Source organism: Pseudoalteromonas luteoviolacea (assembly GCF_001696455.1).
GTDB lineage: Bacteria > Pseudomonadota > Gammaproteobacteria > Enterobacterales > Alteromonadaceae > Pseudoalteromonas > Pseudoalteromonas luteoviolacea_C.
On sequence record NZ_MAUJ01000004.1, the window covers coordinates 115,206 to 136,239 of the forward strand.

General features: G+C 40.4%; 16 protein-coding genes. 11 read left to right on the top strand and 5 right to left on the bottom strand.

All coding sequences use genetic code 11. The features are described from left to right. Positions 1 to 419 precede the first annotated feature (419 nt). The 3 genes from A7985_RS13495 (at position 420) to A7985_RS13510 (ending at position 3,911) form a co-directional block, all read left to right on the top strand. Positions 420 to 845 (top strand): acyl-CoA thioesterase, encoded by a 426-nt coding sequence (locus A7985_RS13495; protein WP_065790990.1) that lies wholly within the window; start codon positions 420 to 422, stop codon positions 843 to 845. Between the two features lie 927 nt (positions 846 to 1,772). After that, on the top strand, positions 1,773 to 2,675 hold the full coding sequence (locus A7985_RS13505; RefSeq protein WP_065790992.1) for a hypothetical protein: 903 nt from the start codon (positions 1,773 to 1,775) through the stop codon (positions 2,673 to 2,675). A 252-nt stretch (positions 2,676 to 2,927) separates the two neighbouring features. Beyond that, the gene (locus tag A7985_RS13510) at positions 2,928 to 3,911 is read left to right on the top strand and encodes a fatty acid desaturase (protein ID WP_065790993.1); all 984 of its coding nucleotides are present in this window, start codon (positions 2,928 to 2,930) and stop codon (positions 3,909 to 3,911) included. A gap of 159 nt (positions 3,912 to 4,070) precedes the next feature. Here A7985_RS13510 and A7985_RS13515 read toward each other — a convergent pair whose 3' ends face one another. Beyond that, positions 4,071 to 4,385 (bottom strand): hypothetical protein, encoded by a 315-nt coding sequence (locus A7985_RS13515; protein WP_065790994.1) that lies wholly within the window; start codon positions 4,383 to 4,385, stop codon positions 4,071 to 4,073. 465 nt (positions 4,386 to 4,850) lie between these two features. Here A7985_RS13515 and A7985_RS13520 point away from each other — a divergent pair, with 465 nt between their 5' ends. Further along, complete coding sequence (locus A7985_RS13520) at positions 4,851 to 6,773, top strand: hypothetical protein (RefSeq protein ID WP_065790995.1); 1,923 nt, start codon at positions 4,851 to 4,853, stop codon at positions 6,771 to 6,773. Positions 6,774 to 7,077: 304 nt separating this feature from the next. Here the strand turns inward: A7985_RS13520 and A7985_RS13525 are convergent, their stop codons facing one another. Then, entirely contained in the window at positions 7,078 to 7,626 is a 549-nt protein-coding gene (locus A7985_RS13525; protein WP_081310569.1) for a hypothetical protein, read from the bottom strand. Between the two features lie 475 nt (positions 7,627 to 8,101). Between A7985_RS13525 and A7985_RS13530 the strand changes: the two genes are divergently transcribed. The 3 genes from A7985_RS13530 to A7985_RS13540 all read left to right on the top strand — a co-directional run bounded on the left by A7985_RS13530 (position 8,102) and on the right by A7985_RS13540 (position 13,472). Beyond that, positions 8,102 to 8,833 (top strand): AAA family ATPase, encoded by a 732-nt coding sequence (locus tag A7985_RS13530; RefSeq protein WP_065791268.1) that lies wholly within the window; start codon positions 8,102 to 8,104, stop codon positions 8,831 to 8,833. Between the two features lie 204 nt (positions 8,834 to 9,037). Beyond that, positions 9,038 to 9,907, top strand: coding sequence for an ABC transporter ATP-binding protein (locus tag A7985_RS13535; RefSeq protein ID WP_065790996.1), 870 nt, complete (start codon positions 9,038 to 9,040; stop codon positions 9,905 to 9,907). A gap of 16 nt (positions 9,908 to 9,923) precedes the next feature. Beyond that, positions 9,924 to 13,472 (top strand): M1 family aminopeptidase, encoded by a 3,549-nt coding sequence (locus A7985_RS13540; RefSeq protein WP_065790997.1) that lies wholly within the window; start codon positions 9,924 to 9,926, stop codon positions 13,470 to 13,472. A 182-nt stretch (positions 13,473 to 13,654) separates the two neighbouring features. Here A7985_RS13540 and A7985_RS13545 read toward each other — a convergent pair whose 3' ends face one another. After that, complete coding sequence (locus A7985_RS13545; RefSeq protein WP_065790998.1) at positions 13,655 to 14,314, bottom strand: NAD(P)-dependent oxidoreductase; 660 nt, start codon at positions 14,312 to 14,314, stop codon at positions 13,655 to 13,657. A 149-nt stretch (positions 14,315 to 14,463) separates the two neighbouring features. Between A7985_RS13545 and A7985_RS13550 the strand changes: the two genes are divergently transcribed. Beyond that, on the top strand, positions 14,464 to 15,348 hold the full coding sequence (locus A7985_RS13550; RefSeq protein WP_065790999.1) for a LysR family transcriptional regulator: 885 nt from the start codon (positions 14,464 to 14,466) through the stop codon (positions 15,346 to 15,348). A gap of 128 nt (positions 15,349 to 15,476) precedes the next feature. On the opposite strand, the gene A7985_RS13555 is transcribed toward A7985_RS13550, so the two are convergent. Beyond that, positions 15,477 to 16,934 (bottom strand): carboxypeptidase-like regulatory domain-containing protein, encoded by a 1,458-nt coding sequence (locus A7985_RS13555; RefSeq protein ID WP_141685365.1) that lies wholly within the window; start codon positions 16,932 to 16,934, stop codon positions 15,477 to 15,479. 235 nt (positions 16,935 to 17,169) lie between these two features. Between A7985_RS13555 and A7985_RS13560 the strand changes: the two genes are divergently transcribed. From A7985_RS13560 to A7985_RS13570, 3 genes are all read left to right on the top strand, one after another. After that, a complete protein-coding gene (locus tag A7985_RS13560) occupies positions 17,170 to 17,862 on the top strand; it encodes a hypothetical protein (protein ID WP_141685366.1) in 693 nt (230 codons plus the stop codon). Between the two features lie 199 nt (positions 17,863 to 18,061). Further along, positions 18,062 to 18,340, top strand: coding sequence for a peptidylprolyl isomerase PpiC (gene ppiC / locus A7985_RS13565; protein WP_065791002.1), 279 nt, complete (start codon positions 18,062 to 18,064; stop codon positions 18,338 to 18,340). An 85-nt stretch (positions 18,341 to 18,425) separates the two neighbouring features. Continuing rightward, complete coding sequence (locus A7985_RS13570) at positions 18,426 to 19,142, top strand: transposase (protein ID WP_065791003.1); 717 nt, start codon at positions 18,426 to 18,428, stop codon at positions 19,140 to 19,142. Here the strand turns inward: A7985_RS13570 and A7985_RS13575 are convergent. Further along, positions 19,136 to 20,941, bottom strand: coding sequence for an ABC transporter ATP-binding protein (locus A7985_RS13575; protein ID WP_065791004.1), 1,806 nt, complete (start codon positions 20,939 to 20,941; stop codon positions 19,136 to 19,138). The genes A7985_RS13570 and A7985_RS13575 overlap by 7 nt on opposite strands. Positions 20,942 to 21,034 lie beyond the last annotated feature (93 nt).

Consider the following 21,034-nt stretch of genomic DNA (forward strand, 5'->3'; position numbering starts at 1 on the left):
TCTTCAAAATAATGTGTGAACAGCTCCATAACTAACGTAAGAATCAAAGGAGCAGAGTAATTTGACTCTTTGGAATAAAAGGTAGCCCTAGATTAACTCTGATATTAAAACTGATAGGCAGCACTTTTTTCTTTTAATCACCCCCTTAAAATAATCAATTGATAAGTAATCGCTTCGTTTGACGGCGTATTGCCCCCGATATATCCAAACACCTAAGCTACTTTAGGCTATGTGAGCCAAATTATGTTGGTGTATGGATGTGTTTATGAGGACTTTTTACTATTTGTGAAAGTCGTTCATGTTATCTTGCGCAAAAGTCATTTTACTTCGTCGCATACATTTTGCGACTGAACTGCTCTTGCTACTGGTACGATGAGTTGTTACTCTCAAAATAAATAACCATAATTTGAGGCAGCATCATGCAGGAGTTTTTCGAAAGGTTTGCAATTAATACAAAAATTAATGTGGTATGGGGGGAGATGGATGCATTGGGGCATGTGAACAACGTATCGTATTTTCGTTACTTCGAGACTGCACGCATTGATTTTTTAAAGCAAACCGGCTTACTGTCGATTTTATCTGAACCCAGCCATAGCCCTGTGCTGCGTGATACTTATGCGCAATACAAACGACCCGTGACTTTTCCAGACACCTTATATATTGGTTCATATATTACTGACATTAAAGAAGACCGCTTTACAATGCGTTACGAGGCGTTTAGCGAATCACAGCAAGTAGTATGCACAACGGGGTATGCCACTGTGGTGATGTTTAATATGAAAACCGGACAAAAAGCGCTGATCCCAGACAATATGCTAGCCATACTTAGGCAATACGAGATGTAATCAATGGGGTCAGAGTCGTTTGATCCTGCTTTCAATTTATCAGCTGCGCCTGTCTGGATATAAGGGGACTGTGAGAAGCGTAAAGTACATTTGAAAAATCATGTACTCTGACCCCATTGATTCAGACCCCATTGATTCAGTTTTTTATGGCGATATCATATAAGGTTATGATATCGCATTTGCTGTTTTTACTTGGTTGGTTTTGGGCGAAATGAACCAAATTAAACAGTTTTATGTGTATCCACTATATTGATTTTAAATATAAATGTCTGGGAGCTTCTCAGTTTAAGGTATTAGGTGCTGCGATGGATGAGACTAGAATCTCCAAAATAATCTTAAGGATCACATGTGGTTCGTACATCATTTGGGGTTTTATCTTCCTTGCAATCTACGCAATTTCAAATACTGAAAAGTCCATAGAGTTCAGCCCTTTTGTTGTAAAGGTCTCCGTTATTTGTGTTTTATATGTTGTATCAATATTGCTTATTTATACATTACCCGACAAGAATCTAAGGCGCAGGACTTGGTCTTGGGGGTACTCTGCTATTTTCCATATAGGTTTATTGGTCTACATGTATTTCGCTAGCAAGTTAGGTTTTCTTATATTTATCATTCTACTCGCTGAAATACTTATCGCAGTTTTGGTTCTGATGGGGTTATATCAGGCGTTGAAAGCAGGCTATGACTTAAAAAATATCTAACCTCGGTCAATCAACTCATGCCAACGAGTGCATATTTTCATAACCTGATTGAGCGTCACAAGCTGAGACCACATAAATCATCCATGACTCTGACCCCATTGAAATCCTACACATTTTTATACAAAATTCTTGGTGATACCCACTTGTCTGAGACTGAATAAAGTGGGTACAGTGTATTCTTTACGCTTTTTTGGTTTGATGGAAATAACCTCGTTTTTGGAACCGTATGAAAATTAAATTACTTTTCGTTTTTTTATGTTCTTTGTTAGTTGCAAATCCTGCGGTGAGTTCAGAAAATCAAACGCTTTATGTATCATTAGATACTACGAATAAACATATGTTTATAAAAGCGAAGTTAGGCAGCAGTGTGATTAACTACTCGCTTCGTGAGCCCTCACAACAAACGCAATCTAATTTTAATTCGGCGTTATTGAAACTGAATAGTTGGGAGCTTGATAAGGCGTTTCTAAATCAAACTCTTGGTGACTATGAATTAGCGTTGTTTGAACCCATCAGCCCAATGCTTGATAAAGCGAAGCATATTCATTTTATGTTAGATAAGGGCAGTTTTGATTTCGCATTAGATCTTATCTCATATAAAGGGCAACCACTGTTCCTACAATACCCCGTGTCCTTTAGTTTTAAGCCTGTAAAAGTGACTGATGAATATCACTTTAATGAACAGGGTAATGGCTTGACTGTTAAAGATAAGACCACCGACCCTGAAAGCGCCTCATTACTGATATCTGAGATATTAACCAATACTAAACATTATGAAATGGAGGATATAAGCAAAGACCAACTGGTCAATAAGAAGAAACTAGATGTGGCGTTGTTGAGTTTGCATGGTATCGCAGATGAGAGCGAAGCCTTTATGCAATTGAATGATGAGCAGGTATATGCTGTTGATTTACTAAACCTTAATAGCGAGTTGATCTATTTAGATTCTTGCCAAATGGGATCGTCATATTCATTTGCAGCGATGTTTGCACAAAGCCCGATACAATTTATTGTGGCCCCGCTGTTTGATAACGAAGCCGGAGGTTCTTCATCACTCACAATTCAGTCTTTTTTTACCAAACTGAGTCAGAATATTGCACCAGCCAAAGCTTTATATTTGACAAGATAAGCATTGTTTAATCGATACAGCAAGGCAGAAAACTTTACCACAGCGATTTGGAAAGCTTATCCATTTCGGGTGATACAAACTCGTTAGAATCAATGGGGTCAGAGTAAATCGATCCTGCTTTCATAATTCCACAGCCCTTTTTAAAGCCTGTGAAGCTAAGGAGGGTAGGCCGCGATGCAATTAAAAAATCATGTACTCTGACCCCATTGATTCCGGTATGATAATGGCATCAACCAGTTAGCAAAGTTATGAATGTCAAAATTAACCGCGAAGCAGAACATCAAAGCGATTGTGACTGCAATTAACGCCGAAGAGACATCGCTTAGGGCGCGTTACCCTATTCTTAAATGGCAAAACGGTATCGCCATGGTCATTTTGCTGTTGTCATTGTGTTCATTCATAGGCGTTGCGACGCTATATTATGTCGCGGCGATACCGGCGTGGCTGTGTATTGTATTGGTAGCCTTGATTACTTCCATTGCCCATGAGCTTGAGCACGACTTGCTCCACAAGCAGTATTTTAGTAAACACCCGCTTATACATAACTTTATGATGTTAACTGTGTGGCTAATGCGACCAAATACGGTAAACCCCTGGTATCGTAGAAAAATTCATTTACACCACCATAAAGTGTCTGGTACCTCTCAAGATTTAGAAGAGCGCTTAGTGGGTAATGGTATTCAGTCACCTTTTTTGAGAGCGGTGGTGATTGCTGATGGGTTGCTTGGTTTATTACTCAATACAAAGCGCTTTAGTAAAGAAATTCGTGGTTTTAAGTTTTTACAGGTATTTAATGCCGGTGCGCCGCTTGCGACCGCTTACTTTGCGATTTTATATGGTGTGATTGCTTACTATGCGCTGCAATTTGTTCAGCCATTTGAAGTGCCTGGCTGGGGAGTCGAGTTACTTGAGGTCGCTGAGCTTTTGATGGTGGTGCTGATTTTGCCAAATGTTATCCGCTCGTTTTCGCTTAATTTGGTGACCTCTTCAATGCATTATTATGGCGGTGTGAATAATGTCTTGGAGCAAACGCATGTGATCACCAGCCGCTGGTTTTTACCTTTTCAGTTATTTTGTTTTGACTTCGGCCGTACACACACCATTCATCATTTTGTGTCTAATCAGCCATTTTATATTCGACAAATGATAAGTAAAAAAATACGGCCAATTATGGCCCTACACGGTGTACGATTTGATGATTTGCAAAGCTTAAAACATGCAAACCAGTACCGATAAAATCAGGTAAATCAAAGGGGTCAGAGTCATTTGATCCCTTTTTAAAATACCTAGCTTTCATCGATTGTTTAAAAGCCAAAGAGCACGTGCGTTCATAGTCTGATTGAGGTCAGTTGCCTTAGGCTGCCAGAACAATCAACGACTCTGACCCCGTTGAAACTAATGCACGGTAATTGGGTTATCATTGACCACCAAAGACTGGCCATTTTTTTGGGCACGAAGAAAGCTCGAAACCAGAATATCATTGGACAAGGTATTGATATCGTCGACCTCTTCGACCATACAAAACATAATGGAGTCCCAGCCTAAATCTTTAATAAAGGTTTTGAGTTGCTTGATGTTATCTTGGTAGTTTTCATCCGTTGTTAAAAGGCCGATTGAGTGCTTATTGCCTAGTTTGTACTTTCCTTGGTGAGTGGTTGAGCATTTGGCATACCCGCTTAAAACATACACTGTATTTGCGCTTTTATTCATAGTGGAGACATTATTTAATCTAACTTTGATTTTGTAATGCACATTTCAAACCAAGATAATAACTACCTCTTTATTTTTGTCTTAAGAATTGAAAATAAAGAGAATTAACCTCTATTCTAATCAAGTTGCAATGTCACCTAAGGTGTCAATTTTTTGCTAGTGTAGCTTAAATCAATGGGGTCAGAAATCAATGGGGTCAGAGTCGTTGAATACCTTCAAAAGCTCCCTATATGCGTCAATGCATAACAAGCTAAAAGGTGAGTAATATTATCGCTTTCAATAAGAATGGTACGTGAAGTTTATAGCAAGCAATCAATTGACTCTGACCCCATTGATTAGACTCTGACCCCATTTATTAGAAATTCGGGTAAACATGTGACAGCAACTTATAGCTATTTTCACCAAGCTTCAATTTGAGGAGCCTCATAAAATGACGGCAACATTGAAGCCAGAGTGAGAATTAATATGCCAGAAAAAGTACAGTTTATCGGTTATGCCATCAATACCGGGCCAATAAAAGTCGGATCAAAGAAACAGTACCTTGGTCTTGCCGACGAAGTTGAAGACTATACTGCGCGCGTAGCCCTATTAAAAACCGTATTCGACAAAGCAGCTGCGTCGAGCAAGGTCGATGCTGACGCCACCAAGGTCTTAGTGATCCCTGAGTTCTTTTTCCGAGGTCAAAATGGTGCCTATAAACTATCTACGGTGAACGGTCATGGCGACCCAAAGAAAAAAGGCTCTCGGGGGTTGGTCGGAGAGCTGCAAGAGTTGGTGAAAGACAAGAAATGGGATAAATGGGTGTTCGTATTCGGTTCAGTCATTGCCTATAATGCAGCAACCAAATCAAAAAGTGTCCAAGTTAGCGACATTATCATGCCGTTTTACAAACCTACTGATACCACCAAGTTAAACGTTGATAAACCAGTAGACAACAACAATTTCACAGTGGAAGAGTTTTTCCGTTTGATAGTCTTAACCACAGAGTTAAAAGTTGCTCTGGCAAAAGACAATCAAACTAAGTTATTGGGTAACTTGGACTCATTAGCCAAGTTAACGGCGACCAACCTGATCCGCAAAGAAGCCATCGGTAATGTTGAAGTAAAAAGAGTTGCTGATGCGGTAAATACTGAATGTACCAGAGATGTCTTTACTAAGGTTATCGACAGTAAGTCACAACAAAAATATGCCAAGAAATACCCTTTTGATTGGACATTTTCCGAAGATAAAAGCAAAGCTCTGGATGCTTATAATATTTCCTTAATTATAGAAGGGGGGTTTGAGCAGATAGATCAAGGGTTCAAAAATACTCATATCGCCATGAAGAAGTACAAGTCTCCTATTGATTTTATTAAGAAAAAAGATGTTGATAACTCGGTCGCCGGTCTTTACAAAGGCAATGTTGCTGATGTGATAGCCGATTTAAAAGGCGGTAATGATGACGAAGTCTCCCACATTGACCCTTGGCATCTACTTAAATACACAGAAAATGCCGACAATATAATCAGCAAGGTGGACGTTGATACTGCTAGCGAGAACTACAAGGCCCTTAATAATGCCAAAGACTATGGCGAAACCACCAGTACCAAACGTTCCTGGGTGTTTTTCACCAAGCAAGTTACAGGCTTCAATGACGCAGCAGAAAACTTAGATCCTTTGGGATTTTTTAAGGTCAAAAACCTCACTTTTGCCATTGATTTGTGTCTCGACCATGCTAAAGGTGTCAGCAAAGCCATAATCAATGGACTCAATGACAATGAAATGAAAGTCGTTATTGACAAGGTGCTGCCAAAAGCCTCACAAACTCTTGTTCAAGGAGCTACAGCCGGTGTGGATATTCATTTGGTACCTTCTTGTGGCTTGAGTATCAGTGCCTCAGGCAATGTGGCAAAAACGAACGGGTACATATTTAATTGTGACGGGCTCAATTATAAGTATGAAAAACATACCAACATCAAACCTGGAGATACATTTCGGTTAGATATTAAAGGTGGTCTGCTCGATACGGGCGGATATAAATCTATGGCCAACACTTCAACTACCTTAGGCATGGCCCATACTGGACTGATGAAAGTAACTAACTTGGATATGGGATTAACCAACAAAAGCACATTTGCGCCAGTCAATACCCAGACAGATATGCACCAAGAGCCGATGGCGATAACCGAGATCTCCTTAAGCGGCTCTCCAATAAAAGCCGTGGTGTCTGGTGGTAGTCCTCTATCAACCATCACAGTTGATACCTTGTTTAACCAAGGCAGCACTACAAAATCTTTAGGTAACTTACCAACTTATTCTCACTTGAATGTATTAGGTACTATCAATGATGTTAAAAAAGCCGGTTGTCCAGGTGGTGCCCTACACATTTATAAAACAGTAACAATTTAAAATAGCCATAAAACAGTGGCTGCGACAACTTGTAGTCATCTGGATATTGCTGGATTAGCATCAAGTATTAGTCAGAATTATACAGGTGACTACTTAAACTCGGGCAACAAGTTTTGGAGGCGCGTCATTGAGCCCGCTATAAAGTTCTCATTGCTAATTAGCACTTCAAAAGCTCAAGAATAATTGATGTTAACCCGTTTCAAGGCGATTAAATAATAGTTGATTAAGGGTCATATAAGCATTCAAAACCACTGGCTTCGTTGGTCGCAGTCAACGAAGCAGAGTCCAAGTTTCTTAATTGTCTTTATTCAGATACTGTGTTTGATGTTTTCAAACGCGTTATAAGTGGTTTGATACAAAAATGTGCAAATACAGAAGCCGCGACAAATAACACCACACCAACAAATGGGATCATAGGGCCTGTAAAATATGCCCCTCCTAGTACATAACCGACAATGGCCTCAATTCGATATAGCGGTAAAAAGAGCGCAATCAGTATGAGTAACATCAATATAGATACCGCGGCCGTTGAATAACCTAGTATAAAAACAGTCGATTGAACAAGACTTATAAGTAACATGGCTAAAAAGCTAGCGTAAGCCACTTTATTAAATTTAGAGTGTGTCAGCCGATCATTTAAATGTTGACCTCTTTGCTCAATACTATAAGCGGTTATCCACACTAAAAACGGTAGGATCACAAGCCCCCACCAATTTGACAAACCAGGCATGTCCTCTCGTGCTAAAAAGTGATGGGTGACAACGCCGCCATTCAAGCTCTCCCATATTAATAGAGCGATTTGGCAAGCAACAACAGTCGCCATGAGGTAATTTCTTATTCTTTTTATATCCATAACACAGTTCCTTATTTCATACAGTCAGTGCAACATAACCATACTGAGCAATAAGCGCACCAAATATAAAGTTTAATATTTTCAATGGGTTGTTTTTTATTCGGTGGTGCAGTTTTTCTCAGCTACCAATTGTTAGTGATTTTACTAAATAAGTAGTGTGATTCAGCATGGAAGAATCAATGGGGTCAGAGTCGTTGATCCCTTTAAAAAGCCTCAGCTCTCAATATGACTTCAAAGATAAAGAATGGGTGGCTGCTTAATCTCAAATGAAGCCCATAGGTCCAAAGCCAACTAAGCGGTTTGTAATCAAGGACTCTTAATTACAACTTCTCTTTGTAAACTCAGGTAATCGTGGCTTGTAGGCGGTTTAATATGGTGATAGCGTACCGAAAACTTCATTCATATTAGTTTATTTGCTCGAAATAAAGTATTTTGGTGAATGCTAGTACTCAAAATACGCAATGGCACAAAAAGTATGAGTTTTTCAGACAGACCTTACCTCAGAGAGATTCAATTAAAGCGCGACAAGATAGAGAGCTTCGAGGTTTATCCTTTTAGTATTCCAGCGATCAACGAGCTAGATCATTTAGAGTTTCATCCCGATGTGACCTTTTTTGTAGGAGAAAATGGGTCGGGCAAGTCAACGCTGGTTGAAGCAATCGCAGTCGCTATGGGGTTTAATGCCGAAGGAGGCACTAAGCAATCAACGTTTGCTACCAATAAAACCCATTCGGTTTTGTATGAGTACCTCAAGCCAATTAGAAGCTTCAAGCACCCAAGAGATGGCTATTTTTTGCGTGCAGAAAGTTTTTACAACTTAGCGACCCTGATGGATGAGGTTGGATACCTTCAGAGTTATGGAGGGACGTCTCTGCACCAACAGTCACACGGTGAATCATTTATGGCGACTTTGGTGAACAAGTTGCGCGGTGATGGCTTATACATTATGGATGAACCCGAGGCTGCGTTATCACCTGCGCGTCAAATGGCTGCAGTATCTGCTATCCACCAATTGGTACAGGAGAATTCTCAATTTATAATTGCAACGCATTCACCAATTTTATTGGCATACCCAAGAGCAAAAATCTATCAGTTCTCACAGGCTGGCATACATGAAGTGGCTTACGAAGATACTGAACACTACGCAATTACGAAAGATTTTTTGAATCATCATGCGCAAATGATGCGCGTACTGATGGAAGACTAAATCAAAGGGGTCAGAGTCATTTGATCCCATAAATGATTAACTCGTAGTCCTCGTAAGGGGGAGTTCCTTGTGAGGGAGAAAGTTGCGTATGGAGCATCAATGGTGATGGCGCTGTAAATCCGTTATTCGATGTTGTTATTTTTTTGGCACGAGCTAGTTTGTTAATATAGTAACTATGCACCAAAGCAAGCTATGGAGAGACTTGTGCTAAAAGTTTGTAATCTTTCTAAATCCTACAAAGGGTCACTGGCGTTAAACAATATAAACCTCACTATTAAAAAAGGCATGTTTGGGTTGCTTGGCCCAAATGGCGCGGGTAAATCATCTCTGATGCGCTCGATTGCCACATTGCAATCAGCTGATTCAGGCTACATTGAATATGATGGTATATGCGTGTCAGCTCATGCTCATGAAGTTAGACGGAGGTTAGGTTATTTACCACAAGATTTTGGTGTTTACCCGAATATAAGTGCAATTCGTTTACTGGATCATCTTGCAGCCCTCAAAGGGTTCGCTAACAAAAGCCAGCGAAAAGAGGCTGTGTCATCGCTATTAATTAAAACAAATTTATACGAGCAAAGAAAAAGGGCAGTATCAACATTCTCTGGTGGGATGAAGCAAAGATTTGGAATTGCGCAGGCATTACTTGGTGATCCAGACCTAATCATAGTGGATGAGCCAACTGCTGGGCTAGATCCGCAAGAGCGTAATCGGTTTTACAACTTATTATGTGAGTTGTCTGAAGACAAAGTTGTCGTATTATCAACCCATATTGTTGAAGATGTCTCAGAACTTTGCACTGAATGTGCCATCATGAATCGGGGAGAGATTGTTCTGCAAGGAAGTCCTGCTAATTTAATCTCATCTTTATCTGGGCAAGTGTGGCGTGGTGTTGTTGCTAAAGAAACGCTTTCGCAGGTTGAACAATCATACAATGTGATATCCAAAAAAAGATTTGCAGGAGAAATCATCGCATCTGTTGTTCAAGATGAGCAACCTGAGGGTTTTTTACCAGCTACAGTCGATTTAGAAGATGTTTATTTTGCTACCTTAGCACAAGCAAAAATCCAGTAGAGTAGGGATAATATAAATGTTTATCAATACTGTACGATTTGAGCTATTTACTATTTTTTCGCGCTGGATGGTCTATGTTCTGGCTTTGTTACTCGTATCACTCTCTGCATACGAAGTGTTTGAGTACGGGACCAGTTATCAAATTGTGCCTATTAATGCGCCTTATACTTATATCGAGCTTGCAAGGGGTGCAAGTATTATTCTAATGGTTCTCACGGCTATATTTGTCGGGAGGGTCGCTCTGAGTAATCATACCTATTCAATGCAAGAGCTGATTTTTTGCCGGCCTATTAACCCTTGGAAATATCACATTGCGAGAGTTGTCGCAGTCTATTTTGTGATTGGTACACTGTCTTGTTTAACTGTCATAATGAATGCAATTAGCGCCTACATCGGTTGGAAGTGGAGCTTACTGTCATATGATGTGGTCGGCCCATTTCAATGGCGTTTTGTTGTTTCTCCACTGGTGCTAATTATGCTGCCCAACGCGCTTTTTTATACTTTACTATTTTACGCCATAAGTATTGTGATTAAGAGCCAACGCGCGGTTGCTGCGGTGTCAATGGCACTTGTCGTGGCAACCGCTTTACTCTTTGCTTGGGCGGAAGTGGCTAGGCTTGATGAAAGCAGATATATGCATGAGTGGCTGATGGTTTTGGATATGTCGGCTTTGTCTCATATTGTGGATCAAACCGTTTACTGGAGTGCCAGTGACAAGCAGACTCAAACCCTCGGCCTTGAACCTATTTTTTTGTTAAATAGGGTGTTTTGGCTAATTGCCACGTTAGCTGTTTTTATTGGGGCAATCAAAATAAGTTTAGTGCAAAAGAGCTTGGCTCCATATAAGCGCAAAGACATCAACGAAATGGATAGCCAAAATACTTATCCTGAGCAAGGCATACATGCAATAGAAAGTCTGCCGAGCAATATTTGGTTTTTTTATCGACAACTAAAATTTGAGGTATTGCACGTCGCTGCAAAGCCTTCGTTTTGGTTTGTTTTAGGGTTAAGTGTATTTCTGACACTTTGGTCTCCTATGGAAAGCAGTTATGGTACACCACTTTGGCGGCTGACTTATGCAATGATTGAACATTTAGGTGACGTGTTACTACTGCCCATCTTTATGGTTTTACTCTTTTATTGTCCCGAACTGATATGGCGAGAACGAGAGTCTAGAGCGGGGGCTATTTTAGAGTGTTATCCGATAAAAAACTGGCTGCTGTGGAGCGCTAAATTTATTGCTGCACTGTTTATTGTGATGGCTATTTTGGCTGTTTCAGTAGTTGCGTCGGTGAAACTGCAGCTTGATAGTGGAATAGAAGCCATAAATATAAATCAATACCTGTTTAGTGTTGGGGGTCTTCATGTTTTTCAAGTGGCGTGTTTGCTTTCTCTCACATTCTTCGTTCATGCGATTAGCTTAAATAGGGCAACAGGTACCGCCGCGATGGCTGTGTTACTACTCGCGTTTCAATTTACACCGCCCATGCTTAGTTTTGCTAATTCTCCACCTTTGACCTACTCAGATTTAAATGGATATGGGCAATCTATTGCGGAAACATTAGTCTACTTTACTTATTGGGGTAGCCTGTCTGTAATTCTGGCTGTTTTAGGTTATTTACTTTGGCCTAGAGGGGAAAGTACAGAGTTAAGGACTCGGTTGTCATTTTTGCCTCAGCAATTGTCTATCAAAGACCAAAAGTTGATTTTGCTAAGCAGTATCATGTTCGTTGCTGCGGGGTCTCATATTTTTTACCACTCTATTTTGTTTCCCGCTACATCTGTACTTGATGTGGATGAGGATGTTGTTGCGGCTTACGAGCATGCGTTTATATCTCATCGGAACAAAATACCACCTGTTGTTCAGCGGGTTGATATCCATGCTGATGTTTACCCTAAAGTACCCAGTATTAAGGCGACGGCTAAGCTTAGTTTGCTTAACTCACAAAATACACCTGTGGATAAAATGATAGTCAACAGCCCACTGTTTATGGGTCAATGGAAGGTGGAAAGTGGCTATGGGAAGCTAAAATCGGTTGGCTTAGAGGTTGGTAGTTGGTTTGTCTTTAATACACCGCTGCAACCCGGTGAGACAGCAGATCTTGAAATCACTGTGGAGCTCGCCCCTAATATTTACGACAACGTGAGCCAGATTGTAGAAAATGGCACTTTTATAAACAATAAAGAGTTGTTTCCATTCTTTGGCTATGACGCAACCATGCATATTACTGATCCTGAGAAACGCAGTGAGTATGGTTTAAAAGGGGAGGTAAATGTCGTTAATGACATCGATGATAGCACTTTTCATACTGATTCATTGATAGGGGAGGCGGTTACATTCCGTGCGGAGTTAACAACGGATGCTGATCAACTCGCTTTAGCCCCTGGTGTGCTCACAGAGCATAGGATAGATGGTGATAGAGCCAAATATACCTACACGATGAAGCAGCCGATGGTCAATTATTACAGTATTCAATCCTTTAAATTAAAAGTAAAACGTGACCGCCATAAGGGAGTGGATTTACAGATACATTATCACCCTGATCATCAATGGAATATTGATACAATGATGGAGGCTGCAAAGGATTCTTTGGACTATTTCTCCAATGCATTTGGCCCTTATCAGTACTCTGAGCTTCGTATTATAGAATTTCCACGCTACAGAAAGTTTGCTCAAAGCTTTGCCAATACGATCCCTTTTAGTGAGGATATTGGTTTTCGCCATGATACGCGAAGAGCCAACACATACAATATGCCTTACTATATTACGGCACATGAGGTTGCTCATCAGTGGTGGGGGCACCAACTAATTGCGGCAAATGTTGAAGGTGCTGACATGCTCATTGAAAGCTTAGCTGAGTATTCTGCATTAAAAGTTGTGGCACAAAGATACTATCATGGCACTTTGAGGCAATATAAAAAATACGCCCTTGATCATTATTTAACTGAACGAGGTCGAGAGCTTGAGTACCCTCTCTACATCACTGCATTACAAGGCTTTGTTCATTATGAAAAAGGTGCTTTAGCAATGCTAGCGCTGGCGCACAGTATTGGAGAAAGTAAACTAAATCAGTTGTTGAAAAAGTTTATTGAAGAACAAAGAGTTTCATCAAAGTTTGCCACAACCAATGATTTGATCGCACTGATTAACGAGCATGTTGATTCTAAGCAACAAGCACTCGTTCATGATTTATTTCACGAAATAACTTTTTATAGTCTGCGTGTTGATAATGTAGTCGTCGGTGAGAAAAATACAGAAACAGGGCGTTACCCAGTGACCATCACCATAGACGCTAGAAAGTTTTATGCAGATGAATATGGCAAAGAGACTGAAGCTGAGCTAGATGACTTAATCGAAGTCGCATTAGTGGCAGATAGCCCCGAAGATGTAAAGCGTTCACTCAATGAATATCATCGTCAGGATTATCCAATTAAATCAGGCCTCAACACAATTTTGATAGAAGCATATAATCCATTCGGAATGTTTGTGGTTGTTGACCCCTATATGCATCGTATTGATAAAAATAGCAAAGATAACTTTTTACAGATAGATTACGCCCCGTAGCTAAAGGTGGGGAGTAGTTGACCCATATATATCAAAGATGTCTAAATCGAACGTCAGAGCTAAAGTCTGCTTATCATGGGCTTGGTTTTGGAGTGGTCGAAGGAGAGGAAAATCGACGACAATAGATATATAGATACAGTCAGAATATCAATGACTCTGACCCCATTGAATTGAACATATTGCTAATTGGCTATATAAACAGCTTTACCAAAATAGTTATTACTTTTTACTTGTTCAAGTAAAAACGCCGCTAAGCTGTGAATAGATACGTTGCCTCCTTGGAATTTCTTGTGGCTCGTTTTCAACGGTTTTGTAGTTTCAGCATCATCTAATTTTGCAGCGCGGGCAATGGTAAAATTCACTTGACTGTTTAATAGTATTCGCAATTCTTGTTCGCGATCTAAGTAAATATCACCTAGAACTTTGGGGGCAAGTTTGTTTAATAATAGTCGCATGAAAAGATTATTTTCATCATCAGGATGTTGCAAGCTCGCGCCGCCCATCAATATTAAGCGGCTAATATTATGCTTATTCATTAAGGGTAAAATGGCTTGAGTACTTTTAGTTGAACCAAACTCTTTTGCTGAAGACTTAGCTAATTTTATACTGTGGTTTATCCCCGAAGGACCCAGTGTAGACACTATTGCATCGGCACCGGTTAGCAACTTATCTAGGGCTTCTGGATCTGTAGCATCACCTTTTATTACGCGGATTAGTTTATGCTCTGTCACCTTTTTAGGATTTCGTGCTAATACATTTAACTGGTAACCAAGTTCTAGTGCTTGTTTAATCACCTGCTGTCCAACGCGACCTGTTCCGCCAATAATTGCTAGTGTATTCACTATGTATACCTTCTAAATAAATTTGATAAATCATTATCTACGTTTTTATTGGTGATTATTAGTAGGTTAATACTTAAATTACTGATACTTTTTTGGTATCAATTAGTGTATTTTAAAACGAAATAGGTAATTAAATTGGAGAAGGTGCTGTGATAGTCAACTATTTAAAAGCTATGGCAATTTTTAGTTTAGTGGCTGAAACCGGTAGTTTCACTGCAGCAGGTGAAAAGCTCAAAATGCCAAGGGGAAAAGTCAGCGAACAAGTTAGCCGACTTGAAGATTATTTAGGAGTAAAACTACTACAGCGCAGTACGCGAAAGGTTAGCATTACTGATGAAGGCCGGACGCTTTTTCAACAAGTGAAAACACTACTTCCTACTGTGATACAAGCAGTGGATGAAGTTAAAAGTTTTAATACCGAAATTAAGGGCAAGATTAGGTTAACCACGACTCAGGATCATTATGAAACGCTATTAGTACCTCTATTAAAGCAGTTCAGCCTCCAGTACCCTCAAGTCCAGTTTGATTTGCTTATTAGTGAGGAGCCGCTTTCAATTATTGAAGACTCTATTGATTTGGCTATTAGATCGGGAGAGTTGCCCGACTCCAATTTAGTATCATTGCCACTAACTGCTACCCAACTCAAGCTTTACGCTAGTCCCTTGTTAGATGAGTTACCCAAGAGGCCTGAGGAATTGTCTGAGTTTCCGTGGGTGACTATTTCGAATACGCAGGCATTATCTAATTTGGCTTTAAAACATAGAGGGGGGGAATTAGTGCACGTAAGACTTGAGAGCCAGCATCAAGCTAATAATATTGCTAGTTATCGGCCATTATTAGAACATGGTTTTGGGATAGGTGTGTTAGCGGAGATCACAGGGAATGAATTAGTGAAGCAAAAGCGTTTAGTGCCAGTGTTGCCAGAATGGCAAGCACATCATTTGCAATTATCATTAATTTACCCAGCAAGATTACATATGGCACAACGAACTCGATTGTTGATAGAATTTATACGTGTCAATTTAAGCGACTAGCAAGTTAAAGGAGTGGTCGAAGGAGAGGAAGATCGATGGCATTAGATATGTAGATACAGTCCGAATATCAATGACTCTGACCCCATTGATATTGGCCACGGGCGTGTGGCCAATATGATATTAACTAATTAAAAGCACTTGTACTCTTCGCCGCCATTAATGTAATCACGTTGCCAATAGCAGGTTTTAGTGATGCGTTCTTTACAAATGTGGGCAAAATTGTGGTTAAACACATATTGGTTTGTACCACCTGAATCTTGAAGGATAAACAAGTACTGGGCGAACTGATAGGTAATATCCCACCACATTTCTGGGTTTGTAGGTGTGCCGCGATAGCTCCTATTGCGTCTATTAACCGTATCGACACCAGCGCAATCTATTAAATCAATCGTCGTTGAAAACTGACCTTGGCTATCTGCAACTAGACCTTGAGCCCCTAAGTTTTGACCTTGATGAGATACAGCGGCTAGTACCACTTGAGCAAAGGGGACTGCCGCACCCGCTGCATCAACAACAGTTCCAGACATGCCCAGTTTATTGTGCGCTTCAAGTAGTGAAGGGGATAATAAGTTAGTTAGGTTTTCATTATTCCACACACGGGTGTTTGAAATTTTTACGCCAGCATCAGGGTTTGATAGCGTGAAGGCGTATTGTGCAGATACAGGCGGCTGGCTAGTAGGGTTTGCGCGTGCGCGAAGTACCACGGTTGAATTACCCGTTGTATTTAGATTTACCAATTGGTTATTAGGCGCTTGTAACCAAGAAGAGCCACCCCAAATTTCTAAAATAAATTGATTGCTTGCGCTGAAGTTAAGTTTAACCTGACTTTGATTTGCCGCTGTTTGATATGTGAAAAAATCTAAGTCATTTTGATTGTCTATATTGCCTTGCACCGTTGCAATAGGGCTTAGTACAGTCGCTTGTGATAGTTTGTCGTTCGATTCATTTGCATCAAAATCAGGGTGGCTGAACCAACCCATGATAGCGTTATCTGCAGCAGCCCATTGCGTTGATTCTGCCGCTAGAATGTAGGCTCCGGGATCTACTTTATAGAAGACCTGCTCATTGACTGCATTAGCTTGATTTGACACATCCAATGGGGTCAAGCTGTTGTCATCTTCTAGCTTGAATAGGAATAAGTTGTAGTCAACATTTGCTGGAATGTTTACCATCACCCCTTCAATTTTTGTTGCTGTTGTCACATCTACGCTATAGCACTGGATCTGCCCTTGTGCAGTAAATGCAGTGTATACCGCATTGTTTAAATCTAGATTTGGGCAGCCACTGCGCTGTGCTGGTGTCGATGTTGTCGTTGATGTTGTCAATGTTTGAGCGGTATTAAGTTGACCTAGCTGGAGCTGCGCTTTAATTTGCTTGGGGTCTTGGACCTGAACTGACAAAGGTTGGCGTTCTAGATTAGGGTATACCTCATTGAGTGTGCCATCCTGCTGCACGGCACTGGCTATATCTTCAATTTTTAATTGTGGTTTAAAGTTTGTCTCAATTTGCAAATTATGTTGATCAATAGCGGATGCAGTAAAGCTCGCTAATATTGACATAGATGCACTTATTATTAATTTATTCACGATCTAAGTTCCTTTCGTTAAAATAATAAATCGCATACCGTTTAAAAAATATGCATTTTTACTGTATTTAATACGTGGACTATTAGCAATATTGTTGGGTGAAAAATAATCATATTTATTGCGTGTGATCAGTTTTTCCTCTTGTGAGAGCCCAGTTTTTGGGCTATTTTTAACACACTAATATTTTTTAGATTAAGCTAATTATTTATATACGGCTTTCAAGGATTGGAGCAAAATGATGGAAATTAATCGAAACAGCATCGTTACGAGCCAGCAAGAGCTCACTCGCAGCGAGCAATCTTCACTTACAAAGCAACTGAAAGAATCACAAGTTCAATCTGAAGCGCCAACGGCCTCGTCGAAAGTAACTATGCAAACCCATGTTGGTGTTAGTCAAGAGCACATTAAAATAGCGGAAGACGAAGCAAAAAGAATCACGCTCGCGTATGTTGATGTAATGGAAAAGACGCAAAGCGCACTTAAAACGAGCTTGGATGAGTTTGATAAATTCAAAACGGAGCAAGCTAGCAAAAACCCTGGTCTAGATTTGAGTGACCTAGACTTATATCAAGACAAAGAGGGAAACTTAAAGCTGAGTAGCGATAAGCTCTCTGCTTCGCAGCTAAATGACTTGGAAACGGCGTTGTCTGGCAATGAAAAGTTGAAAGACGCTTTTACTCAAGTACACAGCGGTATTGTTGAAAGCCTCAAGCTTAAAGACTCCTATCAGTATAGTGATTTAAATTCATCTTCTTTAAATGGGTCAATCAGATTAAATGAATTGACTGAACAGTACAGTAAACAATTTCACCCTGAGGGCTTTGGGCAAGAATATAAAACACTCTCTGAGCGCTTAAATGTAGACGCAGGGATGTTTGGCCACTTTTTATCTGAAGCCATGAACCCAACAATACGCACATTCGCATAGTTAACATCAAAATCAAAGCGGTCAGCGTCATTTGACCTCTTTGATCCTGCCTCCATTAATTCATTGCTAAGATCTGGCCTGCTCAACTTCTCACCACTTGCTCGCGAGGTTTCCAGCCATTATGCTCTTCATTCGCAATATATTGGTGTATTATGGTCGCTATTGTTTATGAAAAAGTTAGACCGTGAGAGCAGGTAATATGGCCAGTACAGCACATGCCTTACACATATTGGTGAAGCATAAAGAGCAAGCACAAGATATTCTTCAACAATTAAAAAAAGGGGCCAAATTTCAGACCTTGGCAAAGAAATATTCAACCTGTCCATCTGGTAAAAAAGGGGGAGACTTAGGTGAATTTAGGCGCGGCACTATGGTCCCTCAATTTGATAAAGTGTGCTTTTCTTGCGAAGTGCTCACCCCGCAATTGGTTAAAACCAAATTTGGCTGGCATATCATTAAAGTATTGTACCGCACGTAAATATCAATGGGGTCAGAGTCGTTGATCCCAATTTTAAAAACTCAGCTATAGTTAACAGTCTAAATACTAAAGGATTAGTGATACTATGGCGAGACTCCCCAGACTAAACTTACCCAATATTCCCCAACATGTGGTTCAGCGTGGCAACAATAGGCAAGTGACTTTTATTGAAAATACTGATTATGCTGTTTATTTAGATAAGTTAAAACAATATGCACAAGAGTATGATGTGCACGTGCATGCCTATGTTTTGATGACAAATCATGTGCATTTACTGCTTACACCAACTACCGCCAATGGAGTCAGTAAGCTTATGCAGTCTTTAGGGCGTTATTATGTACGCTATTTCAATCATGCTTATCAAAGAACTGGTACGCTTTGGGAAGGGCGTTATAAGTCAACTTTGGTAGATACCGAACGCTATTTTTTATTAGTCAGCCGCTACATCGAGCTAAACCCTGTACGTGCCAACATGGTGTCCCATCCGGCGGAATATATTTGGACAAGCTATCATCACAATGCACTGGGTAAACAAATTGAGTTAATTACAGAGCATGCATTATTCAAGACGCTTGGATTATCTGAACAAGCCAGACACGCGTGCTATCGCGCATTATTTAAAAGAGAAATACCCGCAAAAACGTTGGCAGATATACAGAGTGCTACTAACAAGATGTGGGTACTAGGAAGTGAACATTTTAAACAGCACGTTGAGGCCTTGACGGGGAGAAGAGCCACACCAGTGCCTCGAGGTGGAGACAGAAAGTCAGAGGCTTATAAGAAACAATTTAGTGATCAATGACTCTGACCCCATTGATTTTGTAGTATGTCGGCAGGCTTGCCATCTCTAACGATTTTGCCATCCTTAATCTCAATAATGCGATCCATCATGGTAAGTACATCATATGAGTGGGCGATAGAAATAACGGTTTTTCCCTTCATAAGTGTTTTGAGGGTGGCAATAAAGTTGGCTTTTAAAGCAGGATCTAGAGCGCTTGTTGCTTCGTCTAGTAAAAGTATATTTTTATCTCTTAATAGTGCTCTGGCGAGTGCTAAGCGCTGACGCTGGCCACCAGATAATTGCCCGCCATTTTCACCAATAAACGCGCATAAGCCTTGGCGACCTCGGGCGTCTTTGTAGCTTTCTACAAACTCTAAAGCATTGGCTTTTTCAAGCGCTTGTTTCACCGCTTCCCGACTGGTGTTATTTAATCCGAATGAGACATTCTCAAAAATGCTTTGATTGAAAAGGCCAATATCTTGATTCAGGAAACTGATCTCGCTACATACACTGTCGGTAGTGAAGTCTTCGATATTTTTGCCATCAATATAAATTGCACCCTCTTCAATTTCATCAATACCAGAGAGCATATTGAGTAGTGAAGACTTGCCTGCGCCAGAAGGGCCTATGATCCCGACCTTTTCGCCTGCTTTGATTTTTAGCGATAAATCGGTAAAAAGCAGCGCTTTGTTTTCATAGGCAAACTCAACATTTTTAAAGGTAATTTTCCCCCTAGTTACATTAAAGTTGCCTTCTTCTTCAATAGGCTCGACGTCTTCAAGAAACTCATTGATTAACTCCCTACCGACAGTCACTTGACCCCAAGAAACAAAAAACGCATCAAACTCATCTTGACACCATTCTGACAGCGATATGACTCGGTACACTAAGGCTAACACCATGGAAAACTCACCGATAGAAATGCTGTTTTGCTGCCAAAGCTGCAAACATAACGCGCCTGTACCAACGATTAAAATGCCGTTGAGTAATCCAACCACAGACGCAAAATTTGAGAATACACGATATTCTTTAGCGACGACTCTGCGGTGTCGAGTCGCCCACTTTTCTGCGAATTTTTGTTCATATGTTTTATTCGATAGCATCTTAACCGTACGAATGCGTGCGAAGCGTTCAGTAAACTTGCCTGTGATCTCTGCACAGCTCTCTGCTTCAAGTCGATTCGTTGTTTTGGCTTTGGGTATCCACTGAAATATTAGTAACGTCAAAAATATACCTGTCCACACAAGGAAAGGAGTCATCAGCCAGCCGTCAATGTTACCAACATAAAACAGCAGCGCGCCCATAAATGCCAGCAAGAAACCAGCAAAGCCACAAAACTGCAATACCACATCAATGATGGCTTCTGACGTGTCTACAATCACAATTGCAGTAGCGCCAGGGTCATCTTCTTCGTGGTAAATGGCCGGCGAGGCAATCAGTGTTCGATATAATTTTATGATGGTATTTTTTTGTAGGTTTGGTCCCAACAGTTGATGAAAAACGAGGTTTTTAATGAGGGTTATTGTGGGAATAACAACGGCAATGGCAATCGCGACGAGCGCCAGATCATAGCCTTTATTATTCAGTAGCGTACGATTGTGTGCGGTATCCAACCAGTCGACTAACTCTCCTAAAAAGTCGAAGGTTACGATCTGTAACATGCCGCCGAGTAAAGCGACCGTAAAGGCGACAGCTACCCAACCTGAAAACTCCTTTGCGCACTGACGAATAAAAGGCAAGTTGTGTTGAGCCGCTTTTAATTGACTGTCAAAAGTGTCTTTGTGACCTATTCTTTCAAAGAGTTTAAATAATGATTTCATCGCTTTATATCACATCTGGATGTATGGGCCTGATTCGGATAAGAGAGCCAGAGTTCAGTATAAATAAGCCACTGATTAGGATGTGGATTCCTC